Raw genomic sequence first — 13,236 nt, forward strand, 5'->3', positions numbered from 1 at the left:
AACAGAAGCTGAAGAGTTATTGCCACGACGGTTACCGTACCGGGTCCACTCCGCCGGGATGGAAGGGATGACATTTCAGCAAGCGCCTACCCGCCATGAGAAGCCCCTTGAGAACGCCATACCGCTCGATGGCATCCTGGGCATACACGGAACACGTGGGATGGAACCGGCACGCAGGCCCGAGCAATGGGGACAGACAGGCTCGATAGATCATCAAGAGGACAATGCACAGCCGCCTCAGAGCGAGGGTTCCCCAAAACGGGCCAACCGCTGCCTTTGTAATGTGCCTCGCCATAGGATCTGCAGCTCCGCAAACGGCAGATTCAGGCACTCTCGCTTCGGAAACACGAGAAATGCGTGACCTGGGACTAATGCCGGGCGCACCGCGCGGCCCAATTCCCGAAACAGACGCTTTGCCCGATTCCGACGCACTGCTGTCCCGAACCGTCGCCCGATCACAATCCCCAACATCGCATCCTGGGACAGACCCGGACAAATCTGAAGATTGAATAGTCCTGTTGAAACCCGTCGGCCGTTCTTCTTGATGTGCTGGATATCCCGGCTACGCTTCAAGAAAAACGGAACAGCCCTTTGCCCTGCCGACATAACACACCTGCCTGTGGGTCACCAGCCCAGACCAGGCCTCAAAGACCAGAGGCCGCGTGCCAAGACTGTGCGTCGCCGCATTTTTACTACGACCAGGCTAAGACGACAGGACCCACCCCAGGTGTACCATCCACCACCTGGATGTTGCCTACTTGCAGATTGCCTAGCGGCAGGAAAGAATCAGACGGTGAGACGAGCGCGGCCTTTGGCTCTACGACGAGCGATAACTTTTCGGCCGTTCTTGGTGCTCATGCGCTTCCGAAATCCATGTTCCCGCTTGCGCTTGAGATTCGAAGGTTGCTTAAAAGTGAACGACATTGCGCACTCCTTGTCGAGAGATCATTCTTCAATGAAGAGGCCGCATTATAGGGGCGGGACAGGAGGGTGTCAATCAACCTGCTTGCTTCAATCAGCCCTGCAAGGGCGCACGGAAGGAGAACCAGAGCTGGAATGGGGAAAGGTTTCTGACCACGCGATCGCTACTCAACCTCGAACTCTTGAGGCACTCTTGCCCGACTGTGACAAACATGCCACAGAAACAGGCAGAGGGCGCGTCTTGCCGCATCGATCTAACTAATTGTTCTGGAAAGATAATCGTTCCAGTCCGCAACAATCTCCACCCTGGCATCCAGCTTGCGTTAATTAGAGCCCGGGGTCGTGGACCACAACGGATTGGAGGTATTCCTAGCGGCCTGCGGATGCCCCAGCAGAAACCGGATGTACGCATTCTGAAATGGCCATGCTTGTCCGAACGTGTCAGTGACAAAAACGAGAAGAGCTCGCGAGAAACGCTCCCTGCGAGATAGAATGAAACGATGAGACGCCTGACCCACATTTTCCGCACCTTCTGCAGTCTAGCCCTTGCCGGACTCCTGGCAATGAGCCTGGGCGGGTGTGTCGAAACGGTCCCCGACGAGCTGGTCGAAGCCATTGAGGGCATCGACCGCGACCTCGTCACGCTGCGGGCATCCGACATCAGCCCCGAAGCCTATTCAAAATTCTCCCGCGAATGGATCTCTTTACGAGCCCGCATTCAATCCGAGGAAAATATCGTCCGTTGGCCATGGGAAGAAAATGAGCTGGAGACCGACCTGGAAAGCCTGCAAGTCGAAGGGTCGCAGCTCGTGGCCGACGTGAACACGCGCCTCCAAGCACAACGCACCGCCGCCGAAACAAAACTCGCCAAGGTCGAGCAACGGCTCCGCCTCTTGAACACCCGCGTAGGAGATATCGGCAGCCGTGTGGTACTCGGCGAACATCCGGTTGAAACCGAACTGCTTGTACGACAAGCTCGCCTGTTCATTGAACAGGGACAGTTCGATCATGCCATCCAGGCTTCAGATCGTGCGGGAAAAATACTTCTCACCCAAACCGCCTTGCTGACAAACGAGTTGGGCCGGTATGCCGATGACGACCTCATTGCAGCCTGGCGAGAATCAGCCCAACGAACCATTGAATGGTCCCGCACCCATCGTGCGCAAGCCATTGTCATCAGCAAGGCCGACCGAGTGCTGTCTCTGTACAAAAACGGCAAGAAAGTATTGACCTATCCGATCCGCCTGGGGTCGAGAGGGATCCGGGCAAAACAGCACTACGGCGACGGCGCGACGCCCGAAGGCGAATATCGCATTCACCGCAAACGCGGGTCGGGACAGACCCCGTATTTCCGCGCCCTGATTCTCGACTATCCCAATGCCGACGATCGACGCCGCTTTGAAGAAGCTCAACAATCAGGGTTGATTCCCAAGAGCCAGCATATGCCCGGCCTGATCCAGCTCCATGGCATCGCACAAGGTATCACGGATCAACCGTACGGCAGCATCCTGTTGGATAATCCTCAGATTGCTGTGCTCTTTGACCAAGTTTCTGTTGGAACACCTGTCACCATTGTCGGCGCACTGGAATCGCAGAATTCCATTTCTCTCGTACTGGCCGATTTAGGTGATCAGGAAGAAGAAACCTAGATCCCCATCCTTCCGCGCGACTGCTCCAACCGCACAGCACCCACACCCACTCATTCAAGAAACTCCTGCGCAGTCTCTGGCTTCTCTTTGTTTGCCTTTTTACACGCTCGAACCTAAGATACGAAAGAGCCGAGGTCCATCGATTCGTTCCTCCACTAACGGAAGAGAGCGTGTTATGCCGACCCGTCCCACTGCATCGCTCCTGCTCGACAACCCAACCATCAGCAAAACGCTGGACGACCTGGCGAGCAGCCATACGATCGAGCGTATCTGGACACGAGACCATACTCTCTGGAAGCCCAGTCCGACTGAAATCGATAATCGGCTGGGCTGGCTGACGGTGCTCGACCATATGCAGGACGGGCTCGCCGAGTTACGGAGCTTCGAGCAGGCTGCCCGGGAAGCTCGCATCACCGACGTCGTGCTTCTCGGAATGGGTGGAAGCAGCTTGGGGCCCGAAGTCCTCCGCTGCACATTTGGTTCGGCCAAAGGGTCCCCCAAACTCTGGGTACTGGACTCCACAGTCCCAGGCTGGGTCCGTCAGGTGACGAAAGCGATTCAGCCGGCGCGAACCCTCTTTCTCCTGGCCAGCAAGTCCGGCGGAACGATTGAAGTGATGTCACTCTTCGCTCACTTCTGGGAACTTGTCCGGCGGACCAAAGGCAATCGCGGCGGAGCCCAGTTTGTCGCCATCACGGATCCCGGCACCGGACTTGAAGAGCTTGCGCGCGAGCGCGGGTTTTGGCGTACGTTCACCAATCAACCGGACATCGGCGGACGATACTCCGTCCTCTCCTACTTTGGCCTTGTGCCCGCCGCACTGCTGGGACTCGACGTGAGCAAACTCCTGAGCCGGGCGCTCGCCATGCGTGAGGCCTGCCGACACACCACTCACCCAAAAGACAACCCGGGAGCAGCCCTGGGAGGGATGATGGCCGCGATGGCCATGGCAGGGCGGGACAAGGTCACTCTGCTGACCTCTCCCGCACTCAATTCATTTGGACTCTGGGTGGAACAACTCCTCGCGGAAAGCACCGGGAAGGAAGGAACCGGGATCGTCCCCGTGGCAGGTGAGCCCCTGGCCTCCCCGACCGCCTACGGAGCCGATCGACTCTTCGTCACGCTTCGACTCAAAGGCGACCGCAATGCCGCGCTGGATCGATCCATCATCACGTTGCAACGGGCCGGGCATCCGGTATTTCGATTGAACCTGGCGGATCGCTACGACCTCGGCGGGGAATTCTTCCGTTGGGAGTTCGCCACCGCGGTCGCAGGACACGCGCTCGGCATCCATCCCTTCGATCAACCGAACGTGCAGGAGAGCAAAGACAACACAGGACGCGTACTAAAAGAAGTTGAAACACAGGGACGATTCCCCTCACTGCCGATGCTCACGCCCAAGCAGGCACTGACTCAATTACTCGAACAGGCGACGCCCAATCGCTACCTGGCCATTCTGGCGTACACCACTCCCAGCCCTCAGCTGGACGCCTCAATACGAGCCTTACGCAAAGCGGTGATGCTGCGCCACCACATCGCCACCACGGCAGGCTATGGCCCCCGGTACCTGCATTCCACAGGCCAACTCCACAAAGGCGGCCCGAACAGCGGCCTGTTCCTCGAACTCGTGGACAGCATGAAACCCGACCTTCCGGTCCCCGGAAAGTTCTATTCCTTCGGCACGCTGGCACAGGCGCAAGCCGTCGGCGACCTTCAATCGTTGCAGACCCATCAACGACCGGCCGTCCGAATCGCCCTCGGACCCAATCCCGTGCGCACCATCCGAAGCCTCATTGCCATGCTCACACCGGCCAGAGCCGGTCGTCGTAAACCCGCGGCAAAAAAACGTCCTCTGCCCAAACGCCGCACTCACCGTTGACATGTCCCAGGCTCCAGCAATCCACACCTTCACCGATGCCCAGGAACTGACCCGTGCCGCTGCAGGTCTCTTCCTGGAAGTGGGCAAGCAGGCGATCGCCGAGCGGAATCGTTTCCTCGTGGCTCTCTCGGGCGGCTCAACTCCGAAAGCACTGTATTCGATCCTGGCCAACGACAAATACGCACAGCAACTCAACTGGAGCAAGGTGCACTTTCTGTTCGGAGACGAGCGCAGCGTACCGCCTACGCATGCCGACAGCAATTTCGCCATGGCGAACGCCATATTGTTCAGCCCGTTGCACATTCCCTCAGCGCAGATTCACAGGATGCGCGGCGAAGACCCGCCTGAAACCGCGGCAGCTCAATACGAAACCACCCTGCGTCACCTCACCACAGCCGTCCCCGGGCAATGGCCGCGGTTGGACCTTGTCCTTCTGGGCATGGGCGACGATGGCCACACCGCCTCACTCTTCCCCGGCACGGCATCACTGACCGAACAGACTCGTTGGGTAGTTCCCAGCACGTCTCCCCAAGGAACGCGGGCACGGGTGACTCTCACCCTAGGTGTGATCAATCACGCGAGTGTGATACTGTTCCTCGTCGCCGGAAGGAACAAAGCCGCGGTTGTGCGACGCGTACTGGAGCAGCGGCCCGGTGATCCCGGCCCGTATCCGGCAGCTTTGATTCGGCCTGAGACCGGACGACTGTTGTGGTATCTTGACCGCGCCGCGGCATCCGAATTGACCGCAACCACTGACGATTAGTCATCGCAAGAGGCACCATGATCCTGGCAGGCGATATCGGAGGCACAAAAACCAATCTGGCGCTCTACGACTGGACGACTGAACGGGTCGAGCCGGTGCGGGAGGATAGCTTTCATAGCGCGGACTATAAGACCCTCGAAGAAATCATCGAAGAATTTCTCAGTGCACCGTTGCCCAAGCCACAAGCAGAAGACGAGCTGGGAGACGAGCCCATCGAAGCGTCGGCAGAAGGAACTACGGAGGCACCGGAGCTTCCCCCAGAGCCCATCAAATTAACGGCGGCGTGCTTCGGCGTGGCAGGGCCGGTGATCGATAACCGTTGCCGCACCACCAATCTTCCCTGGTTCATTGATGGGGCGACACTCGCGGAGCGATTCGCCATCCCCCAGGTGCGCCTGCTCAACGACCTCGAAGCAACGGCCCATGGGCTCCTCCTCTTGAATCCCGATGAAATCGTAGTACTGAACGCCGGCGCCCCGCCGAAGAAAAAACAGGCCCTCGCCTTGATCGCAGCCGGTACCGGGCTCGGGGAATGCATTCTCTATTGGGATGGAAGTCGCTACCGCCCCATGCCGTCGGAAGGCGGGCACACGGACTTTGCCCCCAACAGCGACAGCGAAATCGACTTGCTTCGCCATCTGCGCGGCAGCTACCTGCATGTCAGTTACGAACGCATCGTATCCGGGCCGGGCCTCCATGCCATTTATGAATATCTCCGCGACACCAAAAAAAATGAGCCGACCTGGTTGGCGGAGAAGATCAAAGCCGGTAATCCTGCCGCCGAGATTGCCGAGGCCGGACTCAAGGGCCAGGCCGAAATCGCCAAACAAGCCCTGGATTTATTTGCGTCCATCTATGGCGCGGAAGCCGGCAACCTGGCGCTCAAGGCGCTCACACTCGACGGGGTCTATGTCGCCGGCGGGATTGCGCCCAAATTACTGAAGAAACTGCAGGACGGCTCGTTTATGCGCGGGTTCACAAATAAGGGCCGTTACAAACGGATCATGAGCCAGATTCCGGTGAAGGTCGTGATGAACGACAAAACCGCCTTGCTCGGCGCCGCCTCGATGGCAGCACAACTCACATCATCGACCACATCATGACGCCATCCATCATGACACTACAATTTGATCTTGATTCCGAAAAGAAACAGGCGGCGCTGAAAGCCACTGAATATGTGCAAGACGGCATGGTCGTCGGATTGGGGACCGGTACGACATCGAAGCATTTGATCATCGCCCTCGGCGAGCGCGTCCGCTCAGGGCTCAAAATCCAAGCCGTGCCGACCTCGCACGACACAGCGGCTCTGGCCAGGCAATCCGGCATTCCCCTCATCGAGTCCGACAACGCATGGATGATCGATGTGGCCATCGACGGAGCCGACCAGGTCGATCCCGCCTTGAACCTCGTGAAAGGCGGCGGAGGCGCGTTGCTCAAAGAAAAAATTGTAGCCGCCGCAGCGAAGCGCTTTATTGTGATGGTCGACCACACGAAACTCGTGCCGGCGCTCGGCGGCAGTTTTCCATTGCCGATTGAAGTCGTGCCGTTCGGATGGGGTAGCACGGCACGGAACATCGAACAAGCCTCAGGAGGCAGAGCGGTCTTGCGCGAGCGAAACGGCGTCGTGTTTCAGACCGAAGCGGGCCACGTCATCCTCGATCTGCACATGCCCAAGATCGAAGATCCGGCCACCCTCGAGATAGAACTTAACCAGATTCCCGGCATCGTTGAGACCGGACTGTTCATTGGACGCACCAGCATCCTGATCGTCGGCCATGCACAGGGTGTCGACGTCACCCTTGCAGCGGAGTCATGACGGGCGACCGGACCGACCCTCCCGTCACTCGGCGACATGCGGCGTTGCTGGCCACACGAGTCCTCACCAACGCAGTGGTGTGGTTGGGAGCCTGGCACGGCGCAACCTCCTGGTTCTTCGTGCCCGCGGCCTGGAGCCACTCGAATCCGCCACACAACCATCGACGGCCGAAGACACACACTATGGGTTCATCTATGACGACTCACGATCCCTACAGACTCCCGCGCCATGTCCTCCCGTCTCATTACGACTTGCGTATCGAGCCGGACCTCCAGGCACACTCGTTCACCGGCCACGAGGTCGTGACGCTGACGGTGACCGAACCGACTACTGAGATTCTCCTGAATGCGACGGAATTGGAGGTCTCGACAGCGACATTGTCCGGTGAAGGGACGCCGCCGCGCACCGGGACCGTACGGATGGACGAGGAGCACCAGCGATGCTACATCACCTTCCCGTCGGTCATTCAACCCGGCGCCTGGAAATTGAGCCTGGCGTTTCGCGGCACACTGAACGATAAATTGCGCGGGTTCTATCGCAGCAGCTACAAGGATGAACAGGGCCATTCGCACAGTCTGGCCGCGACCCAGTTTGAGGCGACCGATGCGCGGCGGGCCTTCCCCTGTTGGGATGAACCGCAATTCAAAGCCGTCTTCGCCGTCACCCTGGCAATCGATCCCGCACTGACCGCCATCTCGAATACCCGGATCGTGGACGATCGACAAGAGGGCGGGAAGCGAGTGCTGCGCTTCGCGGAATCCATGAAGATGTCCACGTATCTCGTGGCTTTCATCGTCGGGAAACTCGACGCCACAACTCCCACCATGGCCCGGCAGACCCCAGTCCGCCTCTGGTCCGTGCCCGGCAAACAACACCTGACCCCGTTCGGTCAGGAAATCGCCGTGTACTCGCTCAATTTTCTCGCCGACTACTACGGCATCCCCTATCCGGGCGACAAACTGGACCTCATCGCCATCCCCGACTTCGCTTCCGGGGCGATGGAAAATCTGGGCGCGATCACATTCCGTGAAACAGCCTTGCTGCTGGACCAGCGCACGGCCACACATGCGGAGCAGGGACGAATCGCGGATGTGGTCGCGCACGAGAATGCCCACATGTGGTTCGGCGACCTCGTGACCATGGCCTGGTGGAACGGGCTCTGGCTCAACGAGGCCTTCGCCACCTTCATGGAAATGCTGGTGGTGGATGCCTGGAAACCGGAGTGGGAACGCTGGACGGCCTTTGGCGTCTCACGCGCTGCCGCTCTGTCGGTCGACGGCCTGCTGAGCACGAGGCCGATTGAGTTCCCCGTGCGCGCGCCCAAAGAAGCCGAAGCCATGTTCGACGTGCTGACCTATGAAAAGGGAGCCTCCGTCCTGCGCATGCTGGAACAGCATATCGGTCCGACGGTATTCAGAGACGGCGTCCGCCACTATCTGACGACGCATGCCTATGGGAACGCAGAGACTACCGACTTGTGGGTCTCGCTCGCGCATGCGTCACAACAGAATGTTCCGGCACTCATGAACGAATGGATCTTCTCGCCGGGATATCCCTTGCTCTCGCTTGCCATCGACTCATCCTCCACGCTGACGCTCACACAGCGTCGCTTCACCTACGCCGAAGGCTCTACGGCGGCATCTTCCGGGGCACCGGCGCAACTCTGGCAGGTTCCGATTCAGTTGCGCATCCACACCGCGCGGGGCGCTGAAACCCGGCGTGTGATGCTCAGCGATCAGGAGAACCGTATCCCGCTGCCGAAGGATTGGACATCAGTACTGGCGAACGAGGGCGGGCACGGATTCTACCGCGTTCGATACAGCACAGCGCTCCTCAACGGCCTGCAACAGACCGGCCTCCAGACCCTGGCCCCCGTCGAACGGTTCAATCTCCTGAACGACACCTGGGCCTCAACCATCGCCGGTATGGTGTCACCCGCCGACTATCTCAGCTTGACGGAACACTTCCGTGGCGAACAGGACCCGCATGTCTGGGCCGTGATGTTGGGGTCGTTCTCCACCATGAATCACCTGCTGAGCGAGGAGGATCGACCGCTGTTGGCTGCCTTTGTGCGCAATCGACTCACCCCGACATTCCAGGATCTGGGATGGACACCGCGTACCGATGAACGCGATCTCGTCAAAGAACTGCGCGGTGACGTGATTCGCGCCTTAGGCACATTGGGTCGCGACCCCAGCGTCCAAACCCAGGCGCTGGAAGCTTACACTGATCTGCAGCAGCAGACTCGACCGATCGACCCCAATGTGATCCCCGCGCTCGTTTCCATCCTGGCCTTCACAGGCGACGCGGCTCGCTACGAGGAATTTCTCAACCGCTTCCACAAGGCCTCCACCCCGCAGGAAGAGCGTCGCTATCTCTTTTCACTCGCGGCCTTCCGGATACCCGAACTGCTGGAGCGCACCCTGGCGAAAACCCTGACCGACGAGATCCGCACCCAAGATGCGCCCTTCCTCGTCAGCAGCCTGTTGCACAATGTGTACATTCGTGAAAAAGCCTGGGAGTTTGTGAAGACTAATTGGGAGCGAATGGACCGGCAGTTTCCCAAGAGCGGCCTGCGCCGCATGTGCGGAGGGATCACCGGTCTTTCGACTCCGGAATTGGAGCAAGACGTCAGAGCGTTCTTCACATCCCGGAAGATCGACCTCGGCGGGAAGACTCTGGAGCAGTACCTGGAGCAGCTGCACATCGCCGTACGATTCCGGGAACGCGACCGCGACGCCATTCGCGCCGTGCTGGCACGCGTCGCGATGTAGTGGGAACGGCCGAGTACATCCAGCCGGCCGTCACTCGTGCCGAAGCACAGTCAACGGAGGCTGCCCGAGCAGTCGGTAGGTACTGAGGAACCCTACGATGAGGGTGAGCAACACAGTGCAACCCAGCCCGATGCCCAGCAGAGACGGCTCCAGCGACCAGGGCAACTCCAGAATGTAGCGCAGAATCGCCCACGAGAAGAGGCTGGCCAGGCCCACGCCGATCACCCCCGCCACGCACCCCAGCACTGCATATTCCGCTGCAAACGACCGGGCAATCAACGCACGGGTCGCGCCGAGAGCCTTGAGAATCACGGCCTCATAGAGACGACGATACCGCGTAGCCGCCAGAGCCGCCGCCATGACGAGTGCCCCGGCCAACAGACAAAACAGAGCCACCGCGCGGATGGCCAGGGACAGCCGGTCGAGAACCCGGGCGAAGCTGCTTAAGACCTCGCCGATGTTAATCGCCGTCACATTGGGAAACGCGGCGACCACGGCCGATTGCAGCGCCACCTCATCCTGCGGGGACACCCGCACCGTCGCGACATAGGTCATCGGCGCCCCGTCCAATGCTCCCGGTGAAAAAATCATATAGAAATTCGTGGAGAAATTTCCCCACTCGACCTTTCTGATACTGCTGACCTCAGCCCGCATAATCGTCCCCTGGATATTGAGGTCCAGAGTGGTGCCCACATCAATGCCGAGACTCTTTGCCGCTTCCTCTTCGACAGACACCTGCGGTCGCGCAAAGACCTGCCCCGGCTTCCACCAGGCGCCTTTGACAATCCTATTGTCTTTAGGCAGTTGCTCGAGAAAGGTCAGCACATACTCACGATTCACATACCAATTCTTCCGCTTCTCTTCTTTGGACTGACTGGGCTGGTCTTCCTGTTCGGACTCCCGCTCAACCGCGACTGCTTGGCCATTGATCGCATGCAATCGAGAGCGCACCAGCGGAGTCAGATCAGGAGCCACATCGCCGGTGCGCCGATGAATCAAGGCGGAGAAGCCCTCCGCCTGATCCGGCTGAATATCGACAAAAAAGAAAGTCGGTGAATCGTTCGGTCGGTTCTCGCCGACTTGACGCACTAAGGCCTGTTCCAGCAACGCAATCGCGAGAATCACCATCACCCCGACGCCGATGGAGACCATCACCCCAAGGGTTTGCCCTCCGGGACGTTGAATGTTGCCGAGCGCCTGTCGCAGAGAAAGCGCACGCGGGCTGGGTAACACACATATCCCGAGGAGGAGTGCTTTCGCGGTCACAGTTAACGCCACCACAGCGACCAGGAGGCCGCCGATAAAGAGCCCTCCGATTGTCAGAGACCCGGCCTGCCACACCGAGAGGCCCGCCAAACCAAGCCCAATGCCGGCCGCCGTGACGGCACGAACAGGATCCGCCGTGACGACCTGTGCCGCGCGGCCCCACACCGATGTCTCAGGCCGAACACCGGGGCGGATTGCACCTTCCACTTCACGCCTGAAGATGACCGCAGGCTTGATGGTTCGAATCGTCAGAAGCGGCCACAGACTGAACAGAAGGGTGTTCAGCACACCCAAGCCCAAGCCCTTCGAGAGCGGCGCCAGCGCTGTCCAAGACAGCACGGACGTAAACTCGACCTGCTGCAGGACATCCGTCGCGAGCAAGGTGGAGACCGCCTGCGGCAAAACGGTCTGCAACAGGAGCCCGATCCCAATACCGACTGCGCTGCCCAGCACCCCCAACCCAACTGCTTGTCCCAGATACGAATAGATGATGGTCTTCGTATCCGCGCCCAATGTCTTGAGGATCGCAATCGAGTGGAGTTTTTCTCGAACGAACGCTTGAATCGACAAGGCCACGCCAATCCCGCCGACGAACAACGCCGTCAAGCCCACTAGCCCCAAGTACCGGGCGAGCTGATCGAGAAACTGCTTGAGCTGTGGCTGAGCATCCCGATAGGAAGACAGCCGTGCGGACTCCGCAGAAAGGCGCCCCTGGAGCTCATGGAGCAGCGGAGACAGGGGCATGGAAGCGGGTAACTTGAGGAGATGCCGTTCGCGAAGACGACTTCCTGGTTTGACGAGGTCGGCGGCCACGAGACCGTCTTGGGAAATCAGCACTCGCGGTCCCAGGCTGAACATATTCGCCATTCGATCCGGCTCGGTATGAATGACGCCGGTAATCCGGAATGACGCCTGTCCGATTTTGATCGCATCGCCCACGACCAACCCTAACCGAATCAGAAGACTTTCCTGAACCACTGCCCCATGGCAAGCCTCTCGACAGCTGTGTCCTGTTTGGCGCAGCAACTCCATCAGCGGCCGGTCAGGTTCAACCCGTACAATTCCATACAGGGGATACCCTGATTCGATCGCTTTCAATTCGACCAGCTGCGTCACATCTGCCGCGCCCACGGCGCGATCAATTCGTGCCACCATTGCGACCAGTTCACTCACTCGTGTGCGCAAAATCCCGCGCTCTGCGAGACTCTGAAGCACGACCGAGCCTGCCGCGCCTACAGGTTTGGAAAGGCGAATCTCCAGGTCCCCCCCCAGCAACCCGCGCGCTTCCTTCAGAACGGCCCGCTCAACATTGGTAGAAAAGAGTGAGACCCCGACCACTGCCCCGACTCCCAGGGCAATGCAGCCGAGAAAGTACAGAAAGTGCCGCCAGGCCGAACGTAGTTCCCGCCAGGCCATCATGAGCCAGAAGGGAATCATGATTCGAGATCAGGCATCCTATGGTGGAGTGACGCCAGCTGATCCGAAGCCACACGCCCATCCCGGAGCGTAATCACCCGTTCCATGGAAGCGGCCAGGTGCTGGTCGTGAGTGACCAGGACCAGGGTCGTCCCGGCATCGCGGTGCAAGGCCATGATCAATTCGATCACCTGCTGCCCTGTGGAGGAGTCGAGATTGCCGGTCGGCTCATCGGCCAACAGAATCGGCGGGCGACAGGCAAACGCACGCGCCACCGCGACCCGCTGTTGCTCTCCTCCCGATAGCTGGACCGGATAGTGCGACATCCGATGTCCTAACCCTACCGCGTGCAGCAATTCCTCCGCTCGCCTCGGGGCCTGAGAGTCGCCCGCGAGTTCAAGCGGTATCGACACATTTTCCAGCGCCGTGAGCGTTGGAATGAGATGAAACGATTGAAAGATATACCCGACATTGGCCAAGCGCAGTCGCGCCATCGCCTGTTCACCGAGCGCCGTGATCTCGACCCCGTTCAACCAAATAGTTCCAGATGTCGGTCGGTCGAGCCCCGCAATCAGGCCTAAGAGCGTGGACTTACCGCTCCCGGAAGGCCCGATAATCGCTACCGTTTGCTTTTCCGGAATGTCTATCGTGACATCGTCAAGAATGGTCACCGTTTGACCGCCTGCGGCCAACTGCATCGTCACATGCTGAGTAGCAATCATTGCTTGGATGATTCCTCGATGGAGTGCCCG

General features: G+C 59.4%; 11 protein-coding genes. 6 read left to right on the forward strand and 5 right to left on the reverse strand.

The window, feature by feature from the left end:
• Positions 1-31: 31 nt before the first annotated feature.
• The 3 genes from yidD to rpmH form a co-directional block, all read right to left on the reverse strand.
• Entirely contained in the window at positions 32-295 is a 264-nt protein-coding gene (yidD, locus tag NSND_RS12380; protein ID WP_200810527.1) for a membrane protein insertion efficiency factor YidD, read from the reverse strand.
• The gene (rnpA, locus tag NSND_RS22165; protein WP_080879301.1) at positions 238-606 is read right to left on the reverse strand and encodes a ribonuclease P protein component; all 369 of its coding nucleotides are present in this window, start codon (positions 604-606) and stop codon (positions 238-240) included. Before rnpA ends, yidD begins: the two co-directional genes overlap by 58 nt.
• Positions 607-786: 180 nt before the next feature.
• On the reverse strand, positions 787-924 hold the full coding sequence (gene rpmH / locus NSND_RS12390; RefSeq protein WP_080879302.1) for a 50S ribosomal protein L34: 138 nt from the start codon (positions 922-924) through the stop codon (positions 787-789).
• Between the two features lie 497 nt (positions 925-1,421).
• Between rpmH and NSND_RS12395 the strand changes: the two genes are divergently transcribed.
• The 6 genes from NSND_RS12395 (at position 1,422) to NSND_RS12420 (ending at position 9,802) form a co-directional block, all read left to right on the forward strand.
• A complete protein-coding gene (locus NSND_RS12395) occupies positions 1,422-2,570 on the forward strand; it encodes a L,D-transpeptidase family protein (RefSeq protein ID WP_080879303.1) in 1,149 nt (382 codons plus the stop codon).
• Between the two features lie 175 nt (positions 2,571-2,745).
• On the forward strand, positions 2,746-4,449 hold the full coding sequence (locus tag NSND_RS12400) for a glucose-6-phosphate isomerase (protein ID WP_080879304.1): 1,704 nt from the start codon (positions 2,746-2,748) through the stop codon (positions 4,447-4,449).
• A 1-nt stretch (position 4,450) separates the two neighbouring features.
• On the forward strand, positions 4,451-5,212 hold the full coding sequence (pgl, locus tag NSND_RS12405) for a 6-phosphogluconolactonase (RefSeq protein ID WP_080879305.1): 762 nt from the start codon (positions 4,451-4,453) through the stop codon (positions 5,210-5,212).
• Positions 5,213-5,229: 17 nt separating this feature from the next.
• Positions 5,230-6,315 carry a glucokinase gene (gene glk, locus NSND_RS12410; protein ID WP_080879306.1) on the forward strand — a complete coding sequence of 362 codons (1,086 nt, stop codon included), beginning with the start codon at positions 5,230-5,232 and terminating at the stop codon, positions 6,313-6,315.
• A gap of 11 nt (positions 6,316-6,326) precedes the next feature.
• Positions 6,327-7,028 carry a ribose-5-phosphate isomerase RpiA gene (rpiA, locus tag NSND_RS12415; RefSeq protein ID WP_200810528.1) on the forward strand — a complete coding sequence of 234 codons (702 nt, stop codon included), beginning with the start codon at positions 6,327-6,329 and terminating at the stop codon, positions 7,026-7,028.
• The gene (locus tag NSND_RS12420) at positions 7,025-9,802 is read left to right on the forward strand and encodes a M1 family metallopeptidase (protein ID WP_080879308.1); all 2,778 of its coding nucleotides are present in this window, start codon (positions 7,025-7,027) and stop codon (positions 9,800-9,802) included. The genes rpiA and NSND_RS12420 overlap by 4 nt, the downstream gene beginning before the upstream one ends.
• A 30-nt stretch (positions 9,803-9,832) precedes the next feature.
• Here NSND_RS12420 and NSND_RS12425 read toward each other — a convergent pair whose 3' ends face one another.
• Positions 9,833-12,505, reverse strand: a complete 2,673-nt coding sequence (locus tag NSND_RS12425) for an ABC transporter permease (RefSeq protein ID WP_080879309.1) — start codon at positions 12,503-12,505, stop codon at positions 9,833-9,835.
• Positions 12,502-13,206, reverse strand: a complete 705-nt coding sequence (locus tag NSND_RS12430; protein ID WP_080879310.1) for an ABC transporter ATP-binding protein — start codon at positions 13,204-13,206, stop codon at positions 12,502-12,504. Before NSND_RS12430 ends, NSND_RS12425 begins: the two co-directional genes overlap by 4 nt.
• Between the last annotated feature and the right edge of the window lie 30 nt (positions 13,207-13,236).

Origin of the sequence: Nitrospira sp. ND1 (assembly GCF_900170025.1) — a bacterium.
Taxonomy (GTDB): Bacteria; Nitrospirota; Nitrospiria; order Nitrospirales; family Nitrospiraceae; genus Nitrospira_A.